Below are 26,565 nucleotides of genomic sequence, written 5' to 3' on the forward strand. Positions count from 1 at the left end.
TGGACACCACCGCCCGACGGGCTCCCCCTGCCCCGGGACGAAGGGAAGCAGACAGCGATGACGGACGGTGGGCGCAAGCCGGACAGGATCGGGGTGGACCGGTCGGAGGGGTTCGGCGAACGACTGCTGGGTGTGCTGCTGGACCGGGCCCACGAGATGCCGCCGGACTTGATCGCCCCACTCGTCGCGGAAGAGGTGGCCAGGGTCGGGGGGCGGGAGGTCTCCATCCTCCTGCAGGACTACGAGCAGGTGCTGCTGGTGCCACTGCCGGGCCGGAGGCTGAAGGTCGGCGGCCCCGAGGCGGTCGAGGACTCTCCCGCCGGCGAGGCGTTCCTGAGCCGCAGAACGGTCGAGGTGCCGCAGGACGGCAGTGTGCGGATGTTCCTGCCGCTGCTGGACGGCAGCGACCAGATCGGGGCGATGGCCGTCACCCTGGACAGCGTCGATGACGACGACCGGCGGCTGCTCCGCAGACTCGCCGGTCTGGTCGCGGACATGATCGTCACCAAGGACGCCTACACCGACCAGTTCTTCCAGGCCCGCCGCAGCGCCCCGATGAGCGTGGCCGCGGAGATCCAGTGGTCGTTGCTGCCCCCGCTGTCGATGGCCGTCCCGCAGGTCGAGGTGGCCGGAATCCTGGAGCCCGCCTACGACGTGGCCGGCGACAGCTTCGACTACGCCCTCAACGGCGACATCCTGCACGTGGCCATGCTCGACGCGATGGGCCACGGGCTGGATGCGGCGACCATGGCGACGGTGGCCGTCGGTGCCTATCGCCACACGCGACGGGCCCAAACCGATCTGTCCCAGGTGTACGCGTTCATGGACAGGGCCATCAACGAGCAGTTCGGCCAGGACCACTTCGTCACCGCGCAGATGATGGTGCTGAACATCGCCACGGGCCGGCTGCAGTGGGTCAACGCCGGCCACCCGGCTCCGTTCCTGATCCGTGATCGCGCCGTGGTGGACCGGCTGGAGAGCCCGACGACGCTGCCGGTCGGCTTCGGCGGTGAGGAGCCGGTGGTCAGCGAGCGGATGCTGCAAGCCGGGGACCGGTTGCTGTGCTTCACCGACGGCCTGATCGAGGAGCACCAGACCGGCGGGGAAGAGTTCGGTGAGGAACAGCTCATCGAGTGGACCAACCGGATCCTCCGCGACCGCACCGAGGTACGGGCGGTGGTGCGAGCGCTCTCCCACGCCCTGAAACACGAGCGTGGCGGCATCACGACCGACGACGCGACCATCTTCCTCGTCGAGTGGCGAGGCGGCGACGCCGATCATCTCGCCGCCCTCGAATGACTCCGGGCACCTGCCGTACGCACTCCACGAACAGGTCACCCGTATGCCGATGTGACCTTCATCGCGATCGTGGCGTCCCGGCGCGTTCGCCGTTGTCCCGTCCTCTGATGGGGACAGCCGCGGCTCAGGACTCATCGAGGGAGGTCATGGGGCTGCGGCCGGGAGGACGCGGCAGGAACAGTGCAGCCACACGGGACCAATATCTGTTTTTGCGAGATGAGAAATTTATGCGGCACACGGCGAGTATTCCTCGGCCACCGGACGGGGCGGAATTATCGATCCGCACAGGGCCGGTCGCGCCATGCTACTGTCGATCTCAAGTTGCAGGTGTGGTTGCCAGAAGGTTCATTTTCCTACGGGGTAATCAGCACGGCGACGCGGAATCCGCACAGGGCGAATTCCGAACATCGTCTCCGAAGGAGAATTGACATGGCTACTGGTACCGTGAAGTGGTTCAACGCGGAAAAGGGCTTCGGCTTCATCGAGCAGGACGGCGGCGGCGCCGACGTCTTCGCCCACTACTCGAACATCTCTGCCCAGGGCTTCCGTGAGCTGCTGGAAGGCCAGAAGGTGTCCTTCGACATCGCGCAGGGCCAGAAGGGCCCGACGGCCGAGAACATCGTTCCCGCCTGACATCGCGGCAGCAACGCATATTTCGCAGCTGGGGCCCGCACCTTGGGGTGCGGGCCCCAGCTCGCTGCTTTTCAGGGCGCGTGGCAAGAAGCCGCGCCCATCATCTCCGGCTCGTTCTCGCGATTCTCTGCGCCGTTCGTTTTCGCGGCGGAAATTCCTTGCTACGTGCCCACGAGCTCACATCGAGGAAGGTTCCGCTTGAACCGCGCACGCACCGCCCGCCCGACCCGCACCTACGACCGCTCCCGGGGTTCCGCCGCCAAGGGCTCGGGGGCTCCGCGGCGCTCCAAGGGCTACGAGCGCCGGCCGGCCGCACTCCAGGGGGAGTTCGCGCTGCCGGTGACGACCACGCCCGCGCTGCCCGCCGTCGAGTCGTTCGCCGACCTCGACCTGCCGGCGCCGTTGCTGGCCGCGCTCGGTCACGAGGGCGTGACCGTGCCGTTCCCCATCCAGGGGGCGACCCTGCCGAACTCCCTCGCCGGGCGTGACGTGCTCGGCCGCGGCCGTACCGGGTCGGGCAAGACCCTCGCCTTCGGCCTCGCGATGCTGGCCCGTACCGCGGGCCGCCGCGCTGCAGCACGGCAGCCGCTCGCCCTGGTCCTGGTCCCCACCCGCGAGCTCGCCCAGCAGGTGACCGACGCGCTCACCCCGTACGCCCGCTCCGTCCGGCTGAAGCTGGCCACCGTGGTCGGCGGCATGTCGATCGGCAGGCAGGCAGCCGCGCTGCGGTCCGGTGCCGAGGTCGTCGTCGCGACGCCGGGGCGGCTCAAGGACCTCATCGACCGCGGCGACTGCCGACTGGACGACGTCGCCATCACCGTCCTCGACGAGGCCGACCAGATGGCCGACATGGGCTTCATGCCCCAGGTCACCGCCCTGCTCGACCAGGTGCGCCCCGAGGGGCAGCGGATGCTCTTCTCGGCCACCCTGGACCGCAACGTCGACCTGCTCGTCCGCCGCTACCTGACGGACCCGGTGGTCCACTCCGTCGACCCGTCGGCGGGTGCGGTCACCACGATGGAGCACCACGTGCTCCACGTGCACGAAGCGGACAAGCACCGCACGACGACCGAGATCGCGGCGCGGGACGGCCGGGTGATCATGTTCCTGGACACCAAGCGCGCCGTGGACCGGCTGACCGAGCACCTGCTGAACAACGGCGTCCGCGCCGCGGCTCTGCACGGTGGCAAGTCCCAGCCCCAGCGCACGCGGACCCTCGCCCAGTTCAAGACCGGCCATGTGACGGTGCTGGTGGCGACCAACGTCGCGGCCCGCGGCATCCACGTCGACAACCTCGACCTGGTCGTCAACGTGGACCCGCCCACCGACCACAAGGACTACCTGCACCGCGGCGGCCGTACCGCCCGCGCCGGCGAGTCCGGCAGCGTCGTCACCCTCGTGACACCCGGCCAGCGCCGCGGCATGACCCGGCTGATGGCTTCGGCCGCCATCACCCCCCGGGTCACCCCGGTGCGTTCGGGTGAAGCGGAACTGAGCCGGATCACCGGTGCCCAGGCCCCGTCCGGTGTCCCTGTCGTCATCACCGCACCGGCTCCGGCTCCCCGCCGTGCCGCGTCTTCCGGGGCCCCCTCGTCCCGGGGCCGCCGCCCCGCCCGGGGGCGCCCGACCGGACAGGCGGGGCGGCGCAGGGCACAGCGGTCCGCCTTCGACCCGGCGGCCTAGTGGCGCCGTTCCTCAGCTCACCCATCTCCGAGGAGGCAGCTTTGACACCGGTTCAGACGCAGTGCCAGCAGGCGGATCTCTCCCTCGTGTCCGTGGTCGACGCCATGGACGCGTCCGGCCCCCGGGTCCGGGACGACATGACCGTCGAGGTGGCTTTGTCCGTCATGGCCGGTGCCCGTGTCGAGTACCTCCTCCTGTGCGACGGGGACGACCAGTGCACGGGTTCGATCACCCTGGCCGAACTGGTCGTTCACCGCGGCAGTTCCACATACACGGACCGGACCCGGCTACGGGACGTCCTCGACGGACCGTTCGCCTCGCCCGTCCCCCGGCTCACCGCCACCGGGGAGCACGGTCGGACCCCGGGCGTCCTCGCCCTCTCCAGCTGATCCGCCTCGCCCGGTCAGCCGTTCTCCTTCTCTCTGAGGAGCCATCATGCGCTGTGTCATCGCCCGGTACCCGTTCGACCTGACCAAGAGCGGGGTGCTGGCCTCGATGAAGGGCGTCACGCCCGAGATCGTCACGGGTGAGTCCGTGACCATCGGCCGTCGTCGCTACCCCGTCAAGCAGGTGGGCCAGGTCATCACCCGGCAGGACCGCCGCGACTTCACCGGCGGCGAAGTCATCCGGGCCATGACCCGCCTCGGCTTCACCTGCCACGACCACCCGGAGGCCGCGCCCGTGCGCGTCCCCACCCCGCTCCAGACCGCGTCGGCACTGCTCGGCGCCGCGCCCCTGGACGCATGAGGACGGGCGGACAACCGCCCACCCCGATCCCGATGAGGGCCCTGCCGACGCGCGTCGGCAGGGCCCTCGTCGTCGTCTCGCCGTCCTTGCAGGCCACAGGCTATCTGCGCCACCAGAGAACAAAAATCTACTCTTGCCAGAGTAGACATTGAGCTCCGGTGCAGTTAGCCTTCTTCTTGTTGACACGGATCACTGAGCAGAGAAGGAATGGAGGAGCAGACGCCATCAGGATCGCCCGGCCCGAGCGGCGCTCGGCCCGGGTACCGCAAGACCCCGGATTGGAAGGTGGTCCCCGGTCACGCAGCCGCGATCCCCGCACACCCCCTCCTGCAGGGCCGGTAGCGGAAACAGAAGGTCGGCGCAGCATTAGGGCCGACAGATGGTGTTCAATTTCCTTCGGGGCCCTGGTGCCGTACGGCACCAGGGCCCCTCGACGCGTTGCACTACGAGGTGACATGACAGCAGATACCCCGCTCAGCGATCGTCTGGAAGACGACGACTACCCCGCGTACACGATGGGGCGGGCCGCCGAGATGCTCGGCACCACCCCGGCCTTCCTCCGAGCCATCGGTGAGGCCCGGCTGATCACTCCGCTGCGCTCGGAGGGCGGACACCGCCGGTACTCCCGCTACCAGCTGCGCATCGCGGCGCGCGCCCGCGAGCTCGTCGACAGGGGCACCCCGATCGAGGCCGCGTGCCGCATCGTCATCCTCGAGGACCAGCTCGAGGAAGCTCAGCGCATCAACGCCGAGTACCGCCGCCGTGCCGGGCACGACGCACCCGAGGGTTCCGTCGCCGATTCCCGCTGATCACATGGGCGCGGTGCCGCCGCAGGCCATCCACGTCGTGTCATGGGCGCCGCCGACGGGCGGGGTCAGATGTTCCAGACGCCCTGTCGGGCGGTGGTGTCGGCGTACCCGGAGAAGTCCCGGGGAGCTTGGCCCAGGGCCTTCTGGACACCGTCGCCGAGCGAGGCCAGGCCGCCTGCGCGGACGTGCTCGTACAGGCCGACCGTCAGCTGCACCCACTCCTCGGGCACACCCTGCGCCCGCTGCTCCTCCGCGTACGCCTCCGGCGTCAGCGGGACGTAACGGAGGTCGCGGCCGGTGGCCCGGGCGATCTCCGCGACGGCGTCTTCGAAGGTCATCAGCCTGGGGCCGCTGAGTTCGTAGTGCCACCCGGCGTGCCCGGCCTCCGTGAGGGCGGCGACCGCCACCTCGGCGATGTCCTCGGCGTCGATGAACGCCTCCTTGCCGTCCCCGGCCGGCAGCCGTATCTCGCCGCTCAGTACGGGGTCGAGGAGGAAGTCCTCGCTGAAGTTCTGGAAGAACCACCGCACTCGCAGCACGGTCCAGTCCAGACCCGCGTGTTCGAGGGCCCGCTCCGCGGCCAGGACGTGTTCCCGGGCAGGGCCCCGGGCATCGGAGGGTGTGGACAGCAGCACCGCGTGCCGGGCTCCGGCAGCCGCGGCCTGCCGGGCGAACGCGGCGACATCGTCAGCGGCCTGCGGGCTGCCCAGGCCGGGGTGCACGACGTACGTCCCCGTCACCCCGCGCAGCACCGGCTCCCAGGTAGCGCGGTCCGTCCAGTCGAAGGACGGCGTACCGGACCGGGACGCCGCGCGGACCGGCACGCCCCGTTCCCGAAGCAGCCGCGCCACCCGGCGGCCGGTCTTGCCCGTAACCCCTGTCACCAGGATCATCTCGTCGCTCATGGCCTCGAGCGAACCAGTCGGCATCCGCCGGAACCATGCCGTGCGGACTCACGTCCATACGCGTTCGTCTACGCTGACCGGCATGGATCCCATGGGGCTGACCAGCACGGATCCGCTGACGGCCCTTCTGAACGGGGTGCGGACCAGTGGCGCCGTCTTCCATCAGTCCTCCCTGACCGGCTCCTGGGCGGCACGCTTCGAGGACGGTTCGCCGCTGGCCCTCGCGGTGCTCGTGCGCGGCTCCGCCTGGATCACGCCTCAGGGCGGCGACCCGGTGCGGATCGGCTTCGGAGACGTCGCGGTGCTGTGCGGCGGCGCACCGTACGTGATCGCGGCCGACCCCGGCACCGAGCCGGACGTGGTGATCCGTCACGGTGGCCGCTGCACGACCGCACAGGGCGAGGAGCTGGACCGTCCCCGGATTCCGGGCGCGGGCGCCTGGGATGCGGAAGGGGCTGCCGGCACGCTCCTGCTCAGCGGGCTCTGCACCGTGGACAGCGGCGCCCCGGGCCGGCTGCTCGCCGCGTTGCCGCCCCTGGCCGTCATCGAGGCGGACGTGGGTACCTGCCCGGTCAGCCGGACGATGTTCGAGGAGATCACCCGCGAGGAGCCCGGGCAGCAGCTTCTCCTGGACCGGGCACTGGACCTGATGCTCATCACCGCCCTGCGTGCCTGGTTCACCCGTCCCGGCGCCCAGGTCCCCGCCTGGTACCGGGCCCACAGCGACCCCGTGGTCGGCCCCGCCCTGCGCCTGCTGCACGGCGATCCCGCCCACCCGTGGACCCTGCCGGCCCTGGCGGCGAGGACCGGGGTGTCCCGGGCCAACCTCGCCCGGCGCTTCACCGCCCTGGCCGGCCGGCCGCCCATGACCTACCTACGGGAACAGCGCCTCGCCCTGGCCGCCGACCTGCTGTGCGAACCCGACGCGACGCTCGCCGTGGTGGCGGACCGCGTCGGCTTCGCCAACGCCTTCGCCTTCAGCACCGCGTTCAAACGGGAACACGGCATCAGTCCGAGCGAGTACCGCATGCGCGAGGGGCGGGCGGCGACCTGACGTCCCCCGCCCAGGTCACGCGTCGGCCCTCAGCCGGACCGTCTGGTGCGGTTCTCGTGTGCGGGGCCGTCCGTGCGGGCAGTCGCGCGTGGCCCGATGGGAAGGACCAGGACCCGCATCGGCGCGGGAGCTGTCGGCCGGAGGACCGTGGGATCCGGCGGCCTGCGGATCGTCCCGATGTCCTGCCATCCCCATGACAGGAAGGCGTCGCGGGCCGGAGCGTCGGCCTCGTCGACCAGTGTCGCCCCGAGCGAGGTGTGGTGGTCGGCCAGCAGGCGGTTCTGGAGCCTGCGGGCGAGGCCCTGGTCGTCCGTGCGGGGGTGCACGAGGATCTCGGTGATCGCGAAGACGTGTCCGGACGCGGTGAGCTGTTCGACGCTCTGCGGAAGGGTCCCCTCGAAGCCCCTCCACCATGTTCCGTCGCGCGGTACGGGGAATCCGTAGGCACATCCGGCGAAGGTCGTGTCCTCCCCGACCAGCAGCGCGAATCCGGACCGCCGGATGGCGCCGGTGAGCCGCCGCAGAAACGCCTCCCGGGCCCGGTACTCCTGGCCTTCCTGCGCGCGTGAGGACTCCACGTACAGGTCGGCCAGGTCCTCACGCAGGGTCTCGGCCTGCCAGCGGTTCAGCCGGCGCAGACGCTCGGGCGGCTCCCGGCGGAGCGGGGCCGTCACGGCGAGCCGCCCGCGCCGGCGCGAATCCGACGCGATGCCGACCGGACGGCGTGAGGCCGGCGGAGCAGGAAGGCGGAGCCGGTCATCTCGATGATGCGGACCGTGGCCGGGGGCGGGCAGTGCAGTTGGAAGGTCATCCCGGCATCGGCGGCGAGGCGGGATGCCGCGAGGAAGGCGTTGAGTCCGCTGGCGTCGCAGAAGGTGACCGCCGTGAGATCGACGTCGGTGGTGCGCATGCCGTCGTGCACGCACGCGGCCAGCGCGGCATCCACGAGCGGTGCGGTGGCCAGGTCGATCTCTCCTGCGAGGGTGACCAGCGCGCGGGTGGTGTGGTCGTGCCGGTGAACGTTCAGCCGTGTAAGGGGCATGGTTCCTCTGTTCGGGATGCCCGTCGGGGAATGCCGCCTGGGCGGACCGGGACCTGCCCTCGTGGCGTGCCGCCGATACGGGGTGTGCGTGGTGCCGGGTGAACGGACGGTCCGCAGGCCTGAGTCGGCGAGCGCCGTGGTGGATCGACGGTCCGGGGATGCGTCATGAACCGGACGGATCCGCGCCCGGCGAGCATCGTGGCCTGGAGGGATGGTGGCTCTGTGCCGTTCCCGGGCCCGGGCCGCCCCGGGCCCGAGAGCACGGGACGCGGGGGCCCCGGCCTGTCGCATGCGGTACCGCGGCCGGGGTCCCGTGGGGCTCATCCGGCTTGCTTACGGGGGCGGCGCCAGGAGAACCGCCCGCGTCCGCCGGGCCCTCGATGGTCGTGGCGGCGGCCGGTGCCGCTCGTCCACGCCCGGCCTCGGGCCTTCCGCGGAGCCGGTCCCGCGGCAGGCATCCCGGAGCGGCCGTAGTGGAAGGCGGCGATGCGGTCGTTGTGCTGTGAGTTCAGCTGGTGGATGAGGAACACGCCGAGAACGATCATCCCCAGGATCACAGCCACGGACACGAAGATCTCCACGGTCCTCACCTTCCCATCGGCTGATACGACACCGAGGCGGTCACGGCCGGGCCCCGCGGACGTGCGGCCGCGTCGCGGGCCCCATGTCCTCCTTCGGAGTCCCAGACCGCCTCGACGGCCCGGTCGGCCTCGGACGCCGTCCGCGAGCGCTCCTCCTCCGCCATCAGCCGGCTCGCGGTCGACGTGACGAGCGGGTCGCTCGCGGCGGCCATCAGCCGGGCGGCCGAGTCGGGAGCCGTCTGCGGCGGGATCACCAGGAGGTTCCAGCGGCCCACGTGGTACGAGAGCAGCAGCAGTTCGTGCGCGTCCTGCTCGGGCAGGAACCAGCCCACCTTCACCACGTGCCCGGCGACGGGCACCTTGCGGGGAACGACCGGCCAGAGGGTGGGATTCACCGTGACCCGGGTGATCCGCCCCCACAGCGGATCCAGTACGGCGGTCAGGGAGGGGAGTTCCGCCCCGAGATCACGGGAACGGGGCCACCAGGCGCCGTCCAGCAGAGCCGGTACGGGACCGACGGGAGCGAGCGACAGACGCAGAGAGGACGAGGAGAACCGGTCATCGGCTTCGGCTGTCAGCGGGTGGGAAATGGTCGCAGTCATGACGCGAACCCTGCTCCGGGCCAGCCGCGACCGGCCCGGCATATTCGATCGCCGAAAACGACACGAGCCTGGAAGCCGGTGCGCGAAATATCCTCGGTGCTTCCAGCGTACTCCTCGAACAGGCCCAACGGATCGTACGGACAAGGGGGGGAAGGCCCGCGAACGTCGTCCGGCCGACAGGCCAAGGGCGTGCCGGCGGAGCGCTGGAACACGTCCGCCGGTGATGCTTCCCGGGCTATTCGCCGGGGGTGGTGGGGACTTCCGTGGCGCTCGGGTTCGCTCGCTCGGTGCCGGTGGCGATGAGGATCTGTTCGGCCTGCGTCGCGCTGCCGGCGCGAACGGCCTCGGTCATGGCTGCACGCGCGGCGTCGGGCGTCGCGTGCGGCGGGACCACGAGGAGGGAGAAGAGATCCTGCCCGCCCCGGGTGATCAGGACGGTGTCGTCGCCGACCACGGAGGAGTCGATGTGGACGACACGGGTGTCGATGGTCATCCGCGTCGGCAGCTCTTCCCAGGCACCGGCGTCCAGACCGACACGGGTGATGGGCCCGAGGTACGCGGACAGTGCGACGATCAGGCCGGGGAGCTCGGCGGCGATGTCGCGGGAGCGCGGCCACCACGCCCCGTCGAGGACGCCCTGCCGGTCGTGTGTCGTCTCCAGCCGTACGACAGCCGTTCCGGGCCGTACGGCCTGGTGGACGGCGTCCGGCAGGAGCCTGGTCACACGCGGGGGGTCGGAGTCGGACATCGCTCTCGCCTGCCTGCCGGAGATCCTGCCGGGCACGAGGAAACCGAGTGGCTTCCTCGTTTCACGGTACTCTCCAGCCGGCCGGTGGCAGCCGGACGCGCCGGTCACTCGCGGGGCCTGCGAGGTGACCCGGAGTAGAGTGAAGGATCCGGGTACCGGCCGCCTCATACCGGTCCGTCTCATGCCAGGACATCGAACTCCGAGGTCGCCATGCAGTCCACGGAACCACCCTCGGACGGGCGCGCCGAGGTCCGCATCGTCGCCGTCTCGCCCGAGGTCGCCCGTCGGGTCGCGGAGGTTCTCCGCCATTGTTTCGACGCCACCGAGCAGCGCAGCTACCCCGCGGGCCCCGACGGAGGAACCCGCCTCGACCTCACCGTGGACACCAGCCGCGCGGCAGAACCCGCACGGTCCTGGCTGGAGACCAGCCGGTCCGCGCAGGACGGCCGCCGACGAAGTGCGACGGCGTCCGGGAACCGTCCGCCCGGCCCCTTCGGGGAGTAGCGCGAACCCATCGGGAGCACTTCGCACCCCGGCTTCGACACCGGTGTCGTTCCCGGTGCACGACGACATCGGGCGACTGCGCCCGCACAGCGGTCCGGAGACGGCTTCGCGCGATGTCCGCGACCACGGCGCCTGGTGGCCTCGTTCACGTGACCTGACGAGCGAGCCTCTCCGACGCAGAGACGTGACCGCCGTGGTCACGTCTCTGGCCGTTCCGCGGTCACACGTGGTCGCTCGCCACGGCCGCCATCAGCGGTTCCGCGGCCTCCTCGGTCGTATCCGGCGGCACGACCAGCAGGTCCCAGCGGCCCCGGCCGGGGGCGAGCAGGACGACGGTGTGCGGGGCTGACGCCGTGAGGGCCCTGTGCAGGCGTACGACCTGGTTGAAGACGAGCATCCGGCCGGGTGCCGCCGACCACGTCGCCCCGTTGACGGTAACGCTGGTGATGTGGCCCCACGCCCGCGGCAACCCGGAGAGCAGCGACGGGAGTTCCGCCGGCAGGTCGTACGAGCGGGGCCACCACGCTCCGTCGATGGGCCGGGGCATCCCGCTGCGGTGGGCGAGACGCAGCCGGAGGACCGGGTGGGAGGGGAGCGGGGGTAGCGCGGTGGTCATGAGGGCTCCTGCCGACTTCATGAGGGGGCCGGTGGTCGGTGTCAGACGCGACGGGCCGCGACCCGGTCCGCGGTCGGCCAGCGCACGTCGTGCACCCAGCCGAGGCGTTCGAGGAGGCGGATGAAGGCGGCGGAGGGGTCGACCTGACCTCGGTCGACGCCGTGACGGGCGCTGGTGGGGTCGGCGTGGTGGAGGTTGTGCCAGCTCTCGCCGAACGAGAGCAGGGCGAGGGGCCACAGGTTGGTGGCCCGGTCGTGGCGGCGGGTGCGGAACGGGCGCTCACCGATCAGGTGGCAGAGGGAGTTCACGCTCCAGGTGACGTGGTGGAGCAGCGCGATGCGCACGAGCCCCGCCCACAGCAGGGCGGTCACGCCGTACAGCCACGTACCGCCGATGGCCCAGCCCACTCCGAACGGCAGGGCGAGGGTGAGGACGCACAGGATCGGGAAGGCGCGGGAGACGGCACGGATGTCGCGGTCGGCGAGGAGGTCGGGGGCGTACCGGTCGGCGGGTGTGCGGTCGTTGCGGAACAGCCAGCCGACGTGCGCGTGCAGCAGCCCGCGCAACTGGCCGCGCAGATGCGTGCCGTAGCGGTACGGGGAGTGCGGGTCGCCCGGCCGGTCGGTGAAGGCGTGGTGGCGGCGGTGGGTGGCGACCCAGCCGATGACGTCGCCCTGGAAACTCATCGACCCCGCCACCGCGAGCGCGACGCGCACGGGGCGGGCGGCCCGGTAGCCGCCGTGGGTGAGGCCGCGGTGGAAGCCGACGGTGACGCCGAGACCCGTGATCGTGTACAGGACGAGGGCGAGCACGATGTCGACGGGATGGATGAGGCTCCCCCACAGCAGCCAGCCGGCGAGACCGATCGCCACGAACGGCAGGACGACGATCGCCGCCGTCACCGTGACGTACAGCCGCTCACCGCCGTCGCGGGCCGGCGCCGGGCCGCCCTCCGGGAAGGGGGACGTCCCGTCGTAGCTCTGGGGCGGCGGGGCGGGGTCCGACGGTGTGACCGTCGTGGACGTGGTCGGAACAGATGGCATACGTGGCTCCTCGGCCTGGATGCGGATGCGCGGCCGGGGTCACGGGCTGCCCATGTGAGGACGGGTGGGTCGGAATTCCGGCATACGGAAAGTCCTCGTCCTCCCCACCGTACTCCGGCTCGGGCCGGAGTAGGGTGAACTGGCGGGACCAAGGTCTCCCACGGAGGCGAAGGAAAGGTGGTCCGCGGATGGCGCTCTTCCTTCTGGTCATCCTCGCGGCCGTCGTACTGGGAATCATCGGTGTGGCGGCGGAGGGCCTGGGTTATCTCCTGGCCATCGGCATCGCGCTCCTCGCCGTCGACGTGATCTTCTTCGCGGTACGGCTGTCCCGGCGCGCGAGGCGGCGGCCTGTGCGCTGACGACGGGTTCGCTGACGTGTTCCTCGTTCCGGTTCCTCGTTCCGGTCAGGAATCGAGAAGCGCGGATCTCGTGCCGCGCCTAGCGTCGTTCTCATGACTTCCATCGAATCCATCACCCTTGAGGTGGACGACCCCGCCGCCGCCCACCGCTTCTACACCAGCGCGTTCGGACTGGGCGGTCAGGTACGCGTGCGGGCCTCGGAGGCTCCGACGACCGGCTTTCGCGGGTTCACGCTGTCGCTCGTGGTGTCCCAGCCGGCCGATGTCGACGCCCTCGTCGACGCCGCCGTGGACGCCGGTGCCGCGACGCTGAAGCCCGCCGCCAAGTCGCTGTGGGGCTACGGGGGCGTCGTGCGGGCACCGGACGGGACGATCTGGCAGGTCGCGTCGTCGTCGAAGAAGGACACCGGTCCCGCCACCCGGCGGATCGACGAGATCGTGCTCCTGCTGGGGGTCACGGACATGGCCGGGAGCAAGCGGTTCTACGTCGAGCACGGCCTCCCCGTGGCGAAGAGCTTCGGCAGCAAGTACGTCGAGTTCGCCACCGGGTCGGGCCCCGTCAAGCTGGCGCTGTACAAACGCCGGGGCCTGGCCAAGCTCGTCGGGGTCTCTCCCGACGGCACCGGATCGCACCGGCTCACGGTCAACGGCGACGCCGGGCCCTTCACCGACCCGGACGGGTTCGCGTGGGCGACCGCGTCGGAGACCGCCTCACTGTGACCGTGCGCGACCTTACGGAGTCATGACGTACGGGCGCGGTCCCGTGGTACGGCGGGGACGCGGGCCTAGCGTGGCCGTATGCGCGTACTGGTCACCGGCGGTGCCGGGTTCATCGGGTCCCATGTGGTCGCCGCCCTCCGGGAGCGCGGGCACGAGGCGGTCGTGTTCGACGTGCGGGAGGACTCCGGCGCCGACGTGCGGGACCCGGCCGCCGCCGGCCGGGCTCTGGCCGGTGTCGACGCCGTGTGTCACCAGGCCGCGAGGGTCGGGCTCGGCGACGGGGTCGCCGACGCGGCGGAGTACGTCTCGCACAACGACCTCGGGACCGCCGTGCTGCTCTCCGCCATGGCGGAGGCGGGTGTGCGGCGTCTCGTGCTGGCCGGGTCGATGGTGGTCTACGGCGAGGGCCGGTACGAGTGCCCCCGGCACGGGGCCGTACGGCCCGGGCCGCGTGCCGTCACCGACCTCGACGCCGGCCGGTTCGAGCCGCCGTGTCCGGTGTGCGGCGCGGACGTCGTCCCCGGGCTGGTCGGCGAGGACGCCCCGGCCGATCCGCGGAACGTGTACGCGACGACCAAGCTGACCCAGGAGCACCTGGCCGCCGCCTGGGCCCGCTGCACGGGCGGGTCGGCGGTGTCGCTGCGCTACCACAACGTGTACGGGCCCGGCATGCCCCGCGACACCCCGTACGCCGGTGTCGCCTCGTTCTTCCGCTCGGCGCTCGCCCGGGGCGAGGCACCGCGCGTGTTCGAGGACGGACGGCAGCGCAGGGACTTCGTGCACGTCCGGGACGTGGCGGAGGCCAATGCGGTGGCGCTGGAGGCGGAGGCCGCCCCGGGTGTGCTCACGGCGTACAACACCGGCAGCGGCGACCCGCACACCGTCGGGGAGATGGCCCGGGCGCTGGCCGCCGCGTACGGCGGGCCCGAGCCCGTCGTCACCGGCGAGTACCGGCTCGGGGACGTACGGCACGTCACCGCCGACTCCGCGCGGCTGCGGGACGCGCTGGGCTGGAAGCCGGGGGTCGGGTTCGAGGAGGGCATGGCGGAGTTCGCGCGGGCCGGGATGCGGGACGCGTAGGAGCTGTCCCACCCCCTGGGGCCCGGCTCGCGAAAGACCGGTGGTGCTGCCCGCGTTACGAAGCGGCGGCGGGCAGCACCACTTCGAAACGGCAGCCGCCGGGGATGTTCCGTACGGATGCCCGGCCCTGGTGCGCCTCCACGATCCCCCGGACGATGGCGAGGCCGAGGCCCGCGCCGGCCGGGGGCGTCCTGGCGTGCGTGCCGCGCCAGCCGGTGTCGAAGACGCGCGGCAGGTCCTCGTCGGGGATGCCGCCGCAGCCGTCCGTCACCGACAGCACCACGCCCTCGGTGGAGCGTTCCGCGGTGACGGCGACCGTGCCGTCGGCCGGGGTCCGGCGGATGGCGTTGACCAGCAGGTTGCCCAGCACCCGGCTCATCTCCTTGCCGTCCACCTCCACCGGCACCGGCTCGATACGGCCGCCCACCAGCCGCACCCCGTGCTCCCGGGCGAGCGGGTCGGCTCCCGCCAGGGCGTCGCCGACCAGGTCGTACAGCGAGATCCGGCTGGGGGCGAGGGCGAGCGCGCCGGCGTGGATGCGGGAGAGTTCGAAGAGGTCGCCGACCATGTCGTTGAGGCGTTCGACCTCGGTGCGGATCTGCTTCAGGTAGCGGCCGGGGTCGGCGGCGACACCGTCCTCCAGAGCCTCCGACATGGCGCGCAGACCGGCCAGCGGGGTGCGCAGGTCGTGCGAGATCCAGGCGACGAGTTCCCGCCGGGAGGTCTCCAACGCGCGTTCCCGCTCCCGGGATTCGGCGAGTCTGGCGCTGGTGGCGGCCAGTTCGCGGCTCAGGTGGTCCAGTTCGGCGGTCGTCGGGCCGACGGGGGCGGCGAAGTCCCCGTCGTCGCCGAAGGAGCGTGCGGCCACGGCGAGTTCGCGGCTGCGGGCGACGACCCAGCGGCCCAGCAGCAGCGCGGTGGCCAGGGAGACGACGGCCGCCATGGCGACGACGGTCGTGACGACGGTCAGGTCGTGCGGCGACAGGAACATCGCCCAGGCGACGGCGAGCGTGCCGGCGAGCATCGCGACGACGCCGACCGCCGCGACCACGGCGAGCGAGGCGGTGAGCGAGCGGCGCCGGATCAGGCGCAGCGCGCCGGCTCCGGCCAGGCCGGTGGCCGCGGCACCGGCGAAGGCGTACAGGGCGATGAGGAGGGTGTCGTTCACGATCCGGTCTCCGCTCCCGTGGGATCGAAGCGGTAGCCCACGCCCCACACGGTCTGGATCAGGCGGGGCCGGGCCGGGTCGTCCTCGACCTTGCCGCGCAGGCGGCGGACGTGGACCGTGACGGTCGACAGGTCGCCGAAGTCCCACCCCCACACCCCGCGCATCAGGTCCTCACGGCCGAAGGCCCGCCCGGGATGGCGCAGGAAGAAGGAGAGCAGGTCGAACTCACGGAGGGTGAGGGCGAGTTCGGTGCCGTTCTTGGTGGCCCGGCGGGCGGCCGGGTCGACGGTCAGACCGGCCGCTCCCAGTTGGTGCCCGGGGGCGGCGGGCCGGCTGCGGCGCAGCACCGACTCCACGCGCAGCACCAGCTCGCGGGGGCTGAAGGGCTTGGTGACGTAGTCGTCGGCGCCTACCTCCAGGCCCAGGATGCGGTCGTCCTCGTCGCCGCGGGCGGTGAGCATGATGACCGGGACCGGCCCCTGTCCCCGCATCCGCCGGCACACCTCCAGGCCGTCCATACCGGGCAGCATCAGGTCGAGGACGACCAGGTCCGGCCAGTGCGCGGCGGCGCGGGCGAGGGCGGCCGGGCCGTCGTCGGCGCGGTCGACGACGTAACCGGCGCGGTCCAGATACCCGGCGACGACCTCGGCCACGGTCGGATCGTCGTCGACGACCAGGACCCGCGGGGACCCGTCGGGGGTCTCCTCCTGCTGATGGGGCTGCTGCATGGCTCCAGCCTCGCACCGGACCGCCGGCGATGGCCCGTCCGGAGGTGTCCGGGCCGCCGACGTCCGCGTTTCGTAAGGAGCCGGAGTCCGGTATGCCCTTTTCGCGTTCGTAGGGTGAAACCGTGACGACGACTTCTTCCGACGTCGACGTGGTGCTGCCCTGCCTGAACGAGGCCGGGGCCCTGCCCTGGGTGCTCGAACGGATCCCGCCGGGCTGGCGCGCACTCGTCGTCGACAACGGTTCCACCGACGGCTCGGCCCAGGTCGCCCGCGCGTTCGGCGCGACCGTCGTGCACGAACCGCGCCGGGGGTTCGGCGCGGCCTGCCACGCCGGCCTGACCGCGGCCACCGCCGACGTGGTGTGCTTCTGCGACTGCGACGCCTCCCTCGATCCGTCGCTCCTCGTCCCCTTCGTGCGCGAGGTGCGGGACGGCGATGCCGACCTGGTCCTCGGCCGGCGGCGTCCGCGGGGGCGGGGCGCGTGGCCCGCGCACGCCCGGGCCGGGAACCTCGCGCTCGCGCGGATGCTGCGCCGCCGCACCGGGCTGCGGCTGCACGACCTCGGTCCCCTGCGCGCCGCCCGCCGCGAGCCGCTGCTCGCCCTCGGTCTCACCGACCGGCGCAGCGGCTATCCGCTCCAGATGGTGGTGCGCGCGGCCGACGCCGGCTGGCGGATCGCCGAGTACGACGTGCCGTATCTGCCGCGCACCGGGGCCTCGAAGGTGACGGGCACGTGGCGCGGCACCTGGCAGGCCGTACGGGACATGAGCCGCGTGCTGGGCGAGGGATCGGCCGTCGAGAAGAGCGTACGGTGACCGCACTTCTCGTCATCGCCAAGGAGCCGCGCCCCGGTCGGGTCAAAACCCGGCTCACCCCGCCGTTCACGCCCCGGGAGGCCGCGTCCCTCGCCGAGGCGTCCCTCGCCGACACCCTGGACGCGGTCGCGGCGGCCCCGGCCCGCCGCAAGGTCCTCGTCCTCGACGGGGAGCCCGGCCCCTGGCTGCCGCCCGGCTTCGACGTCGTACCGCAGTGCGCGGGCGGTCTCGACGAACGGCTGGCGGACGCCTTCGCGCGCTGCACCGGACCGGCTCTGCTCATCGGCATGGACACCCCGCAGGTGACGCCGGAACTGCTCACCGTGGACTTCGCCGGCTGCGACGCCTGGTTCGGCCCGGCCGAGGACGGCGGCTTCTGGGCCCTCGGCCTGGCCCGCCCGGACCCCGCCCTGCTGCGGGGTGTGCCCATGTCGACCTCCGTGACGGGGGCGGTCCAACGGGACCGGCTCGTCGCGGCGGGGCTGCGGGTCCGCGACCTGCCCCGCCTGCGCGACGTCGACACGGAGGCCGACGCCCACGCTGTCGCCGCGCTGGCCCCGAAGGGGCGGTTCGCGGCGCGGCTGGCTCGGTGTGCGGCGCCGGCCTCCCGCCCGGCCGTGCCCCGATGAGCGCCCCGCCCGCCACCGCCGTCGCCTGGGCAACCGCCGACCCCTACGCCGCCGCCCTGCGTGCCGGTCACGGGCCGCTGTTCCTGCGGCGGGCGGACGGCTGGCTGCTGCCGCTGGAGGTGGAGCGCTGGTGTGCGCGGGCCGATGCGGTGGACCGGGACGTGCTGGACCGGTGTGAGGGGACCGTGCTGGACGTGGGGTGCGGGCCCGGCCGGCTGGTGGCGGAGCTCGCCGCCCGGGGCCGGGCCGTACTCGGCATCGACGTCAGCGCCGCCGCCGTGGACCACACCGTGCGGTTGGGGGGTCAGGCGCTGCGGCGGTCGGTGTTCGAGCCGCTGCCCGGCGAGGGCCGCTGGGACACCGTCCTGCTCATGGACGGCAACATCGGCATCGGCGGCGATCCGCGCGCCCTGCTGGACCGGGTGTCCGGACTCCTGCGCCCCGGCGGCCTGTTGATCGCCGAGACCGCTCCGGTGGACATCGACGAACGTGCCCAGGTGCGGGTCGTCGGCCTCACGGACGCACGCGGTGCCGGCGATCCCTTCCCCTGGGCGCGGCTCGGCACGCCCGCCCTGCTCCGGTACGCCCGGGGCTGGACGCGGGCCGGTCAGTGGACGGCCGACGGGCGCCGCTTCGCCGCCCTGCGCACCCGCAGCAGCCGCACCGCCAGCAGCAGCGCCGAGCCGGCGAAGAGGACGGCGGTGATCAGCAGCCAGCGGGCGAGGAACACATCCGCCGACAGCCCGGTGGCGGACCGGTAGCGCCGCTCCACCATGCCGCTGATCAGCGGGAACCACACCAGGAGCAGCAGCCCGGAGAGGGCCGCCGGTACCCGCACGTACGGCCCCCACTCCCGGCGCCGGACCGCCCCCAGCCCCCGTACGACCGCCTGGTCCAGGGCCGCGTACAACGGCAGCAGCACCAGGTCGTGCAGCAGCGCCGCGCCCACGAACCACAGCGCCACGCCGAGCCAGTCACCGGCGAGCAGCCGTACGCCCGCGTAGGCGGCGAGTGCGAACGAGCAGGCGAGCAGGAGGAGTTGGAAGGGACTTCCGACGGGAATCCGCGGCCGGCGCATCACAGGTCTCCGAACGTCATCCGGGCCACCCACTTGGTGTTCAGCACACCGGGTGCCGCGGGCACGATGACCCGCGCCGGGTAGCCGTGGTCGGGGGACAGCTCCTCGCCGTTGACGTACAGGGCGAGGAGGGAACGCGGATCGGCCACCTGGTCGGCGCGCAGGGCCGCGCTCCGGAAGGCGCCGCGCCGCTGGAGCGACTCGACGAACACGTCCGGCGGGTTGTCGACGTCGTAGCCGACGAGCGCCGCGAGATCGCGCAGCCGCACGCCGCGCCACCACTGGTCCGACGTCGACCAGCCCTCCACACAGGCGATGGGCAACGCCGAGCTGTGCAAGGGGAGTCCGGCGAGCTGGGTCCGGCTGAGGCGGACGGTGCCCGTGCGCCCGGTGATGACGAGCCGCCAGGCGTCCTCGGCTGTCTCGGCCGTGTCGATCCCGGCGTAGGCGGCGGTCTTGTTGATCTGGAAGCCGTTCGGGCCGCTGCCGGGGTCGCCGCCGCCGTGCGGGGCGAGGAGGGCGGTGCGCCGCAGCGGACCGTCGAAGTTCTGCCCCACCGTCGTCGCGAACAGCAGCAGCGAGCCGCCCCCGACGAACCACAGGGCGCCCCGCCGGGAGACGGTCGGCTCGGCGGGGCGCGGCGACACGAGGTCGTTCCTCTCCTCCCGCAGGTGCCGCAGATTGCGCAGTGCCGTGGGCAGCTTCAGCAGCACATGGGCGACGAAGGCGGCGAAGAACACCCACGCTCCGTAGAAGTGCAGCGGGTAGAAGGAGCCCGGGAAGACGTAGTCGAGCTGGACGTTGAGCACACCGGTCACGAACTCGAACAGCGCACCGCCCACCAGGAGCAGCAGCGAGATCCGCTCCAGGGCGTGCGCGAGCGAGCGGGCGGGCGGCAGCGCGAACAGCCTCGGAATCACGGACCACAGCTTGGCCAGCAGGACGGGGATCAGGGTGATGCCCAGGGTGACGTGGACGCCCTGGTTGAGCCGGTACAGCCAGTGCGGGTCCGTCGGCCAGGCGAACAGGTAGAAGCCGAGGATCCCCTTGTCCGGGGTCTTGTCGTTCACCGGCGACAGGTCCGGGTTGTAGGCGGCGTACGAGACCAGTCCCGTCACGAACAGCACGGTGATGCCGACGAGCAGGACGAGGCCCAGCACGGAGGTGAACCGGGGGCCGCGCAGGGGGCTGCGCCAGAAGCCGGGCGAGGAGGGAAGCCGTGGGTCGTCTCGCATGGCCCGACCGTAGGCCCGGAACACCCCGGGAAAGGGTGCTCGACCCATGACGAAACGCTGACGTCCGGCCCGGACGGCGGTCCGCGCCCGCCCTGTCGGCCTAGCGTTCCGGCTGTGACCCGCTCCCTCCGCCCTGACGTCCGCCGTGACCTGCGCCGTGACCTGTACGCCGCCGGGGCCGCCGCGCTGCTCGTGACGGCGGCCGTACTGGCCGGCCGCCGCATCCAGAACACCAGCCGGACGCTGTTCGTCGACTGGCCCCCGCTGCTGGCGTCCTGGGGCCCCCACCTGGGCCCCGGCACCCCGGCGGCCGTACTCCTGGCGATCGCCACCGTGGCGTACGGCCCCGCCCTCGCGGCCAGGCTCCCCTGGCGGGCTCTGCTCCCCCTGACCTGGGGCGCGGCGACGGCGTGGATCTGCTCGCTGGCCCTGATCGACGGCTGGGACCGGGGCATCGCGCGCCGCCTCACCACCCGCTACGAGTACCTCCAGGTCATCGACCGCTTCGACAACATCCCGGCAGCGCTACGGGACTTCACCCAGCACATCCTCCTGGACTCGCCCGACAACTGGCCCGCCCACATCGCCGGCCACCCGCCCGCCGCCACGCTCACCTTCGTCCTGCTCGACCGGATCGGGCTGCGGGGCGGCGGCTGGGCGGGCATGTGGTGCATCACCGTCGGAGCGACGGCCTGCGTCGCCGTGCTGGTCACGATCCGCGTCCTGGCCGACGAGACCCTCGCGCGCCGGGCGGCCCCCTTCCTCGTCCTGGCCCCGGCGGCGGTGTGGATGGGCACCTCGGCCGACGCGTACTTCGCGGCGGTGGCGGCGTGGGCGGTGGCGCTGCTGGCCCTGGCGGTCACGAGACGGTCGCCGTGGTGGGCGGGGGCGTCCGGTCTCCTCTTCGGCCTGACCTGCTACCTCTCCTACGGCCTCACCCTGATCGCGCTGATCGCGGCGGCGGTACTGGTACTCGGCCGGCACGGGATCCGGGAGCGCCCCGCGCTGCTGGTGCCGCTGCTCGCCGGTCTGGCCGTGGTCCCGGCGGCGTTCACGCTCGCCGGGTTCGACTGGTGGGAGGCGTACCGCCTGCTGGTGACGCGCTACCACCAGGGCGCGGGCGGCATCCGCCCCTACGGCTACTGGGTGTGGGCCAACCCGGCCTGCACGGTGCTCATCACGGGCCTGGCGACGGCGGCGGGCCTGCGCCGGACGGGTGCGGCGCTGCTCCACCGCCGGACCGACAGTGCCGCGGCGGCCCGCCTGGCACTCCTCGTGTCCGCCGCCCTCCTCGCCCTCCTGGTCGCCGACCTGTCCGGCATGAGCAAGGCGGAGACGGAACGCATCTGGCTCCCCTTCGCCCTGTGGCTCCTCCCGGCCTGCGCGCTGCTTCCCCACCCACGCGCGTGGCTGGCCGCCCAGGCGGTGCTCGCGCTGCTGCTCAACCATGTGCTGCTGACGGGGTGGTGACACGGACAGCCTCGACGCCAGGAAACCGCTCGGCCAATGGAGGGCACGAGGTCGGGGCGATCACCGGCGGTACGCGCTGCACCTCCGCCTCGGTCCGCTGCTGCAGCTGTCGCGTTGTCGCGCGGCCCTGCGGAGTGTCTGGAGTTGCGCCCCCGTGCGGGCCCTCGACGGGAGGATTCTGGCAAGGGCCAAGGTCATCCCGGCCGACGGCCTGGACGTGCCATGGTGGCGAGGTCAGCTCTAGGACCATGGGCGGCCGTCTCGGTTTCCGTCTCATTCACCTGAACAGCAGCGAACGGGGGCGAGGACACGCTCGCCGCACCACAAGCGCACCAGAGTGAGCGGGGAACAACGGGGAGCCACGATGAAAGCGGCCATGGTCGATGAGACCTCGGGCTGGACGTCCGCCCAGCTCTGTGGCCGGGCGGGCTCCACATGCTCGCAGCTTCCCGAGCTGAGAGCGCGAGTTCGATTCTCGTCACCTGCTCCATGATGAAACCCCAGGTCAGTGGCCTGGGGTTTGTTTGTCATCTAGACCAATTTGAGGGTGTCGTGCCCTTCAATACGGCACGGGTTGCTACTCAGCTGCTGCAACAGCCCACCCTCACCGGTCAGCTGCAGCCCCTCCGTGCGGGCCCGGTCGACCAGCATCCCGATCAACTGGTCCTCCGACACTGCCTCCGCCGCACGCTGCACAGCCGACTCCTCGACGGCCTCGTGCTCGGCGATGGTCTCGCCCATCTGGCGTCTCATTGATCATCGGTTCCGCCGTTGACCAGACACTCCCGGCAGCATCTGGGTCGTGACCGTGATGGGGGTACTGCCGACGAGCACCTGGTACGTGAGTTTGCGTGTCAGTTGGCAAGCCGGGTGTAACTGCCGGAGTGGAAGACCAGGGGGCTGCCGTCTTCGACGACGGACCAATCCACGGCACCTGCGACGACCAGCTCGTGGTCGCCTGCCTGGTGAACCGTGCCGATCCGGCAGTCCAGCCAACCGAGACCGTCTGCCAGCAAAGGGTGCCCTGCTGGTGTCCGTACCCATTCGCGGCCCGCGAAGCGGTCGACTCCACGGGCCGCGAAAGCCCTGCAGACAGCCTCGTGGTCCTCGCTGAGGATGGTGACCGCGAAGCTTCCGGTGGTCCGGATGGCGGGCCAGGTGGTGGACGTGTTCGCCGCGCACAGGGCGATGAGCGGCGGGTCGAGGGACACAGAGGTGAAGGAGTTGGCGGCCATGCCGACCGGTCCCTCGTCGGTTTCCGCGGTGACGAGGACAACCCCGGTGGCGAAGCGGCCGAGCACGTCTCGGAAGGAACGTTGGGTCAGCTGAGTGGACATCACTGTCTCCGCTCTTGGTCTCGGGTCGGCCGGTCCGCCCGGGCGGGCGCGCACGGGGTGGCCAGGCGTCGGCCCCCGGGCCAGAGCTGAGTCACAGACTTCTGAAAGCCGAAGGCTGTCCCGTAACCCGGCAGAGGCATTACGGGTTCTCCCTTGCCCGGCCGGGTTGTCCCGTTCAGTCTGACTCGCCATCCCGACGGCCGTCCGATCGTGCGGTCGTTCCCGCTCAGGGTTCGTAGCGCTCGCGGTACCAGGCGACGGACTCGGCGAGCCCGGACATGAAGTCGCGCCGGGGTTCGTAGCCGAGTTCCCGGCGGATCTTCGACCAGTCCACGGAGTAGCGAAGGTCGTGGCCTTTGCGGTCGGCGACCCACTCCACCCGATCCCATCCGGCGCCGCAAGCCGCAAGCAGGGCGCCGGTCAGTTCCTTGTTGGTCAGTTCCGTACCGCCGCCGATGTTGTAAATTTCGCCTGGTCGGCCTCGGGTGAGCACCGCGATCAGACCACGGCAGTGATCGTCGACGTGGAGCCAGTCCCGGATGTTCTCACCGTCGCCGTACAACGGCACGTTCTCACCGCGCAGCAGCCGAGTGACGAAGCGCGGGATCAGTTTTTCCGGGAACTGGTAGGGGCCGTAGTTGTTGGAGCAGCGCGTGACGCGTACGTCAAGGCCGTGGGTGCGGTGGCAGGCGAGGGCCAGTAGGTCGCTGGACGCCTTGGACGCGGAGTACGCCGAGCTGGGCGTCAGGGGGTCCTGCTCCGTCGCGCTGCCGAACGGCACGGAACCGTACACCTCGTCCGTCGAGACGTGCACGAATGGCTCCGTGCCGTGCCGCAGCGCGGCGTCCAGCAGGGTCTGCGTGCCCAGCACATTGGTGTGGACGAAGGGGTGGGCCGCAGCGATGGAGCGGTCCACGTGGGATTCGGCCGCCAGGTGGACCACGGCGTCGTGCTCGGCCATCAGCCGGTCGACCACCACCGCATCGGTGATGTCGCCTTGCACGAAACGGAATCCCGGGTGATGCCGCACGGCGTCCAGGTTGTCCAGGTTTCCGGCGTACGTCAGGCTGTCCAGCACGGTCACGTGCACGGCACCGAGCGGCCGGTCCGGTGCGAGAACCGTGCGGACCAGGTGCGAGCCGATGAAACCCGCACCGCCGGTGATCAAAAGGCTCCTCATGACGGAATCTGCACCTTGCTGTGGTCGCCGAGCAGCATCCGGTGGGCGCGCGGGGCACGGGTGGCGGGCACGATCTCCACGTTGCGGCCGATCACCGATGTCTCGATGCGGCGTACCCCATCGATGGTCGCGCCGGGCAGCACAATGGAGTACTCGATCTCACTGCCAGAGATCGAGCAGTTCTCCGCTATGGAGGTGAAGGGCCCGATGTACGAACCGGTGACGGTGGTGCCGGGTCCGATCACCGCCGGCCCCACCACGCGCGAGCCGCGCACTGTGGCACCTTCTGCAACGACAACCCGGCCGACGATCTCGCTGTCCGCATCGACCGTGCCGTCGCAGCAGGACGCGACCCGGTCCAGCACCAGCCGGTTCACCTCCAGCATGTCCATGGCGTTCCCGGTGTCCTTCCAGTAACCGGACACAGTGGAGGACCGGACATCGGCACCGTCCTCGATGAGCCGTTGGAGGGCGTCGGTGATCTCCAGCTCGCCTCGAGCGGATGGCCGGATGGCGGCCACCGCCTCGTGAATCGCCGGGGAGAAGAAATACACGCCGACCAGTGCGAGATCGCTCTTGGGGAACTCGGGCTTCTCCTCGAGTGCCGTCACCCGGCCGGCCTCGTCCAGGGTCGCCACCCCGAACGCGCTGGGATCGGGTACCCGGGCGAGCATGATCTGCGCGTCCGGCCGGGAGGCCCGGAACTGTCGAGCCTGCTCCGCGATCCCGCCGAGCAGGAAGTTGTCACCGAGGTACATGACGAAGTCGTCGGAGTCGAGCCATGGCCGGGCCGTGGCCACGGCGTGAGCCAGGCCCAGGGGCCGGTCCTGACGGATGTAGGTGACGTCCAGGCCCCACCGCGATCCGTCCCCGACCGCGGTGCGTATCTCCTGCTCGGTGTCCCCGACGATGACGCCCACCTCGGTCACCCCTGCCTCGGCGATTCCTTCCAGGGCGTAGAACAGAACGGGTTTGTTGGCCACGGGCACCAGCTGCTTGGCCGATGTGTGGGTCAGCGGACGCAGCCTGGTTCCGGATCCTCCGGAGAGGACGAGCGCCTTCACAGCGACTCCTCGGGGTCGGTCGGGAGAGGGGGCACCGCGCCGGTCGGGACGGTGACGCACGTGTGGCAGGGGCAGCGGCCCGGCCGCCTCGGCGGCAGCGAGGCCGGGTGCCGAAGCGTTCTTCGCGGACGGCACTGGCGGGATGTCACCGTCCCAGGCGATGCCCGGGCGCGGGTCGAAGGGGTTCACGGCGTGTTCGCGGGAGGCGTCGTAGCCGGAGGTGGTGAGGTAGACCACTGTCACGTCGTCCGTCAGGGCTTGGAAGCCGTGCCCCAGGACGTCCGAGAGGAAGACCGCCCGCCTGCTGTCCGCACCCAGCGCGCAGGCCCACCATCGCGTCACGGATCGCACCGCGCACACCTGTGAGGTACTTCGCCTGCCCGGGGGCACGTCGGCGGGGTGGATGCCCCGCCGACGTCCCGACGGGGGAGTGGCCACCCGGACACCGGGCACCCTCAGCGGCCTCATGCGGCTCCCTCTGTACGCCAGTCCCGTGGGACGGGCAGCCCGGGCCCGTGGTCCAGCGGTGGTGGCCGAGGACGCTCCGGAACGGTCGCTGAGCGGGAGGCGGCAGCCGAGAACCGCCGGTCGGCCGGACCCGGTGCGGCGCCCTGCAGCCGGAACACCTCCCGAGCCGGTTCGTACCGGCCGGCGATGCCCGCGTTCGTGGCATGGAAGACGCCACGCGCTGCGTGGGCAGGCAAGGCGGCCAGGGCGATCAGCCGGGCAGCCGCGTCGGCGGCGTTCGACGGCTGATCGTGCTGTACCACGTCCACGGTGCCCTCGCCCCGGGCCGCGGGCCTTGGCCCCGACGAACCCGTCCAGGTCCCGGCCGTAGAGAGCCAGGCGGTCCGCACCACGGTCGCGGCATCGGGGCGTTTTTGGCACCGCGCGTTCGCCGGCGCGCTTCGTGCGGCCGTAGGCCGTGCCCGGCGCGGTCGGTGCGTCCTCGGCGTACGGGGTCCTGAAGTCCCGACGGGACGCCGGGGAAGACGTAGTCGGTGGACACGTGCAGCAGCCGGGCACCGTGGGCAGCGCAGCCGCGAGGAGATGCCGCGCGCCGTCGCCGTTGGCTCGCCGCGCCTCCTCCTCGTGGGACTCGGCCGTGTCCACGCCCGTCCACGCGGCGCGGTTGACGACGATGTCAGGGCGCCAGTGCCGCAGGGTCTCGTTGTCGGCTCGGGCGTCGGTCACGTCCAGGCGGCGGTCCCGGCCGAGTGGCACGCAGTCCGTGCCCCGGGCGGTCAGCTGGGCGTGTACCTCGCGTCCGAGCCGCGCGTCGGCGCCGGCGATGAGCCACCGGCCGTCCGGTAAGGGGGAATTCATGAGGCCCTCATTGCTGAACACGCGGCGATGTTAGGCGGGTCGGCGCGATGTCAGCAACGCTTTCCGAAATGCCGGCACCACCGCTTCCGGCGCTTTCGGACGATGTGTGT

General features: G+C 71.8%; 30 protein-coding genes and 3 pseudogenes. 15 read left to right on the forward strand and 18 right to left on the reverse strand.

Annotation, left to right across the window (positions count from 1 at the left end; genetic code table 11):
* Nucleotides 1-57: 57 nt before the first annotated feature.
* The 6 genes from ACZ6TU_RS06440 (at nt 58) to ACZ6TU_RS06465 (ending at nt 5,171) form a co-directional block, all read left to right on the forward strand.
* Nucleotides 58-1,299, forward strand: a complete 1,242-nt coding sequence (locus tag ACZ6TU_RS06440; protein ID WP_469547094.1) for a PP2C family protein-serine/threonine phosphatase — start codon at nt 58-60, stop codon at nt 1,297-1,299.
* Nucleotides 1,300-1,728: 429 nt separating this feature from the next.
* Complete coding sequence (locus ACZ6TU_RS06445; RefSeq protein WP_030730357.1) at nt 1,729-1,932, forward strand: cold-shock protein; 204 nt, start codon at nt 1,729-1,731, stop codon at nt 1,930-1,932.
* Nucleotides 1,933-2,130: 198 nt separating this feature from the next.
* Nucleotides 2,131-3,615, forward strand: a complete 1,485-nt coding sequence (locus ACZ6TU_RS06450; RefSeq protein ID WP_467674576.1) for a DEAD/DEAH box helicase — start codon at nt 2,131-2,133, stop codon at nt 3,613-3,615.
* A gap of 41 nt (nt 3,616-3,656) precedes the next feature.
* Nucleotides 3,657-4,004, forward strand: a complete 348-nt coding sequence (locus ACZ6TU_RS06455; protein ID WP_469547097.1) for a CBS domain-containing protein — start codon at nt 3,657-3,659, stop codon at nt 4,002-4,004.
* A 46-nt stretch (nt 4,005-4,050) separates the two neighbouring features.
* Nucleotides 4,051-4,362, forward strand: a complete 312-nt coding sequence (locus tag ACZ6TU_RS06460; protein ID WP_467674572.1) for an SCO5918 family protein — start codon at nt 4,051-4,053, stop codon at nt 4,360-4,362.
* A 455-nt stretch (nt 4,363-4,817) separates the two neighbouring features.
* A complete protein-coding gene (locus tag ACZ6TU_RS06465) occupies nt 4,818-5,171 on the forward strand; it encodes a MerR family transcriptional regulator (RefSeq protein WP_467674571.1) in 354 nt (117 codons plus the stop codon).
* 65 nt (nt 5,172-5,236) lie between these two features.
* Here ACZ6TU_RS06465 and ACZ6TU_RS06470 read toward each other — a convergent pair whose 3' ends face one another.
* Complete coding sequence (locus ACZ6TU_RS06470) at nt 5,237-6,076, reverse strand: NmrA family NAD(P)-binding protein (protein ID WP_469547100.1); 840 nt, start codon at nt 6,074-6,076, stop codon at nt 5,237-5,239.
* A gap of 82 nt (nt 6,077-6,158) precedes the next feature.
* On the opposite strand from ACZ6TU_RS06470, the gene ACZ6TU_RS06475 reads away from it, so the two are divergent.
* Nucleotides 6,159-7,130 (forward strand): AraC family transcriptional regulator, encoded by a 972-nt coding sequence (locus ACZ6TU_RS06475; protein WP_469547102.1) that lies wholly within the window; start codon nt 6,159-6,161, stop codon nt 7,128-7,130.
* Between the two features lie 29 nt (nt 7,131-7,159).
* Here ACZ6TU_RS06475 and ACZ6TU_RS06480 read toward each other — a convergent pair whose 3' ends face one another.
* The 5 genes from ACZ6TU_RS06480 to ACZ6TU_RS06500 form a co-directional block, all read right to left on the reverse strand.
* Nucleotides 7,160-7,804 (reverse strand): GNAT family N-acetyltransferase, encoded by a 645-nt coding sequence (locus ACZ6TU_RS06480; RefSeq protein WP_467674565.1) that lies wholly within the window; start codon nt 7,802-7,804, stop codon nt 7,160-7,162.
* Entirely contained in the window at nt 7,801-8,172 is a 372-nt protein-coding gene (locus ACZ6TU_RS06485) for an STAS domain-containing protein (protein WP_467674564.1), read from the reverse strand. Before ACZ6TU_RS06485 ends, ACZ6TU_RS06480 begins: the two co-directional genes overlap by 4 nt.
* A 320-nt stretch (nt 8,173-8,492) precedes the next feature.
* The gene (locus ACZ6TU_RS06490; protein ID WP_467674562.1) at nt 8,493-8,753 is read right to left on the reverse strand and encodes a hypothetical protein; all 261 of its coding nucleotides are present in this window, start codon (nt 8,751-8,753) and stop codon (nt 8,493-8,495) included.
* Between the two features lie 5 nt (nt 8,754-8,758).
* Nucleotides 8,759-9,355 (reverse strand): DUF5994 family protein, encoded by a 597-nt coding sequence (locus ACZ6TU_RS06495; RefSeq protein ID WP_467674561.1) that lies wholly within the window; start codon nt 9,353-9,355, stop codon nt 8,759-8,761.
* 235 nt (nt 9,356-9,590) lie between these two features.
* On the reverse strand, nt 9,591-10,103 hold the full coding sequence (locus tag ACZ6TU_RS06500; RefSeq protein WP_469547106.1) for a DUF5994 family protein: 513 nt from the start codon (nt 10,101-10,103) through the stop codon (nt 9,591-9,593).
* Between the two features lie 210 nt (nt 10,104-10,313).
* On the opposite strand from ACZ6TU_RS06500, the gene ACZ6TU_RS06505 reads away from it, so the two are divergent.
* Nucleotides 10,314-10,607: a hypothetical protein gene (locus tag ACZ6TU_RS06505; RefSeq protein ID WP_467674557.1), complete on the forward strand. Its 294-nt coding sequence runs from the start codon at nt 10,314-10,316 to the stop codon at nt 10,605-10,607.
* 220 nt (nt 10,608-10,827) lie between these two features.
* Here the strand turns inward: ACZ6TU_RS06505 and ACZ6TU_RS06510 are convergent, their stop codons facing one another.
* Together ACZ6TU_RS06510 and ACZ6TU_RS06515 are read right to left on the reverse strand one after the other, a co-directional pair.
* Nucleotides 10,828-11,223: a DUF5994 family protein gene (locus tag ACZ6TU_RS06510; protein WP_467674555.1), complete on the reverse strand. Its 396-nt coding sequence runs from the start codon at nt 11,221-11,223 to the stop codon at nt 10,828-10,830.
* Nucleotides 11,224-11,264: 41 nt separating this feature from the next.
* Nucleotides 11,265-12,266 (reverse strand): acyl-CoA desaturase, encoded by a 1,002-nt coding sequence (locus ACZ6TU_RS06515; protein ID WP_469547109.1) that lies wholly within the window; start codon nt 12,264-12,266, stop codon nt 11,265-11,267.
* 188 nt (nt 12,267-12,454) lie between these two features.
* Here ACZ6TU_RS06515 and ACZ6TU_RS06520 point away from each other — a divergent pair, with 188 nt between their 5' ends.
* From ACZ6TU_RS06520 to ACZ6TU_RS06530, 3 genes are all read left to right on the forward strand, one after another.
* The gene (locus tag ACZ6TU_RS06520) at nt 12,455-12,625 is read left to right on the forward strand and encodes a hypothetical protein (RefSeq protein WP_467674551.1); all 171 of its coding nucleotides are present in this window, start codon (nt 12,455-12,457) and stop codon (nt 12,623-12,625) included.
* Nucleotides 12,626-12,718: 93 nt separating this feature from the next.
* Nucleotides 12,719-13,345, forward strand: coding sequence for a VOC family protein (locus ACZ6TU_RS06525; RefSeq protein ID WP_467674550.1), 627 nt, complete (start codon nt 12,719-12,721; stop codon nt 13,343-13,345).
* 78 nt (nt 13,346-13,423) lie between these two features.
* Entirely contained in the window at nt 13,424-14,425 is a 1,002-nt protein-coding gene (locus ACZ6TU_RS06530) for an NAD-dependent epimerase/dehydratase family protein (RefSeq protein WP_467674548.1), read from the forward strand.
* Nucleotides 14,426-14,480: 55 nt separating this feature from the next.
* Here ACZ6TU_RS06530 and ACZ6TU_RS06535 read toward each other — a convergent pair whose 3' ends face one another.
* Nucleotides 14,481-15,593 (reverse strand): sensor histidine kinase, encoded by a 1,113-nt coding sequence (locus ACZ6TU_RS06535; protein ID WP_467674546.1) that lies wholly within the window; start codon nt 15,591-15,593, stop codon nt 14,481-14,483.
* On the reverse strand, nt 15,590-16,321 hold the full coding sequence (locus ACZ6TU_RS06540; protein ID WP_467674544.1) for a response regulator transcription factor: 732 nt from the start codon (nt 16,319-16,321) through the stop codon (nt 15,590-15,592). The genes ACZ6TU_RS06535 and ACZ6TU_RS06540 overlap by 4 nt, the downstream gene beginning before the upstream one ends.
* A gap of 122 nt (nt 16,322-16,443) precedes the next feature.
* Here ACZ6TU_RS06540 and ACZ6TU_RS06545 point away from each other — a divergent pair, with 122 nt between their 5' ends.
* The 3 genes from ACZ6TU_RS06545 to ACZ6TU_RS06555 are packed head-to-tail and all read left to right on the forward strand — an operon-like array spanning nt 16,444 to nt 18,526.
* Nucleotides 16,444-17,136 (forward strand): glycosyltransferase family 2 protein, encoded by a 693-nt coding sequence (locus ACZ6TU_RS06545; RefSeq protein ID WP_467674542.1) that lies wholly within the window; start codon nt 16,444-16,446, stop codon nt 17,134-17,136.
* Nucleotides 17,133-17,765, forward strand: a complete 633-nt coding sequence (locus tag ACZ6TU_RS06550) for a TIGR04282 family arsenosugar biosynthesis glycosyltransferase (protein ID WP_467674540.1) — start codon at nt 17,133-17,135, stop codon at nt 17,763-17,765. Before ACZ6TU_RS06545 ends, ACZ6TU_RS06550 begins: the two co-directional genes overlap by 4 nt.
* A complete protein-coding gene (locus tag ACZ6TU_RS06555) occupies nt 17,762-18,526 on the forward strand; it encodes a class I SAM-dependent methyltransferase (protein WP_467674539.1) in 765 nt (254 codons plus the stop codon). The genes ACZ6TU_RS06550 and ACZ6TU_RS06555 overlap by 4 nt, the downstream gene beginning before the upstream one ends.
* 316 nt (nt 18,527-18,842) lie before the next feature.
* Here ACZ6TU_RS06555 and ACZ6TU_RS06560 read toward each other — a convergent pair whose 3' ends face one another.
* Complete coding sequence (locus ACZ6TU_RS06560; protein ID WP_467674537.1) at nt 18,843-20,078, reverse strand: molybdopterin-dependent oxidoreductase; 1,236 nt, start codon at nt 20,076-20,078, stop codon at nt 18,843-18,845.
* 114 nt (nt 20,079-20,192) lie between these two features.
* Between ACZ6TU_RS06560 and ACZ6TU_RS06565 the strand changes: the two genes are divergently transcribed.
* Entirely contained in the window at nt 20,193-21,548 is a 1,356-nt protein-coding gene (locus ACZ6TU_RS06565) for a hypothetical protein (protein ID WP_469547115.1), read from the forward strand.
* A 579-nt stretch (nt 21,549-22,127) separates the two neighbouring features.
* Here ACZ6TU_RS06565 and ACZ6TU_RS06570 read toward each other — a convergent pair.
* The 7 genes and pseudogenes from ACZ6TU_RS06570 to ACZ6TU_RS06600 form a co-directional block, all read right to left on the reverse strand.
* Nucleotides 22,128-22,289 (reverse strand): annotated as a pseudogene (locus ACZ6TU_RS06570) (IS256 family transposase); the annotation flags it as partial.
* A gap of 113 nt (nt 22,290-22,402) precedes the next feature.
* On the reverse strand, nt 22,403-22,885 hold the full coding sequence (locus tag ACZ6TU_RS06575; RefSeq protein ID WP_467674534.1) for a flavin reductase family protein: 483 nt from the start codon (nt 22,883-22,885) through the stop codon (nt 22,403-22,405).
* Between the two features lie 226 nt (nt 22,886-23,111).
* Complete coding sequence (gene rfbB, locus ACZ6TU_RS06580) at nt 23,112-24,065, reverse strand: dTDP-glucose 4,6-dehydratase (protein WP_469547116.1); 954 nt, start codon at nt 24,063-24,065, stop codon at nt 23,112-23,114.
* On the reverse strand, nt 24,062-25,129 hold the full coding sequence (locus tag ACZ6TU_RS06585) for a glucose-1-phosphate thymidylyltransferase (RefSeq protein WP_467675169.1): 1,068 nt from the start codon (nt 25,127-25,129) through the stop codon (nt 24,062-24,064). The genes rfbB and ACZ6TU_RS06585 overlap by 4 nt, the downstream gene beginning before the upstream one ends.
* Nucleotides 25,130-25,237: 108 nt before the next feature.
* Nucleotides 25,238-25,597 (reverse strand): annotated as a pseudogene (locus ACZ6TU_RS06590) (dTDP-4-dehydrorhamnose 3,5-epimerase family protein); the annotation flags it as partial.
* Nucleotides 25,594-25,989, reverse strand: coding sequence for a sugar nucleotide-binding protein (locus ACZ6TU_RS06595; RefSeq protein ID WP_469547375.1), 396 nt, complete (start codon nt 25,987-25,989; stop codon nt 25,594-25,596). The pseudogene ACZ6TU_RS06590 and the gene ACZ6TU_RS06595, both read right to left, overlap by 4 nt.
* 79 nt (nt 25,990-26,068) lie before the next feature.
* Nucleotides 26,069-26,455: pseudogene (locus tag ACZ6TU_RS06600) on the reverse strand (sugar nucleotide-binding protein); the annotation flags it as partial.
* Nucleotides 26,456-26,565: the final 110 nt, after the last annotated feature.

It is taken from the genome of Streptomyces sp. NPDC052064, from assembly GCF_055585925.1.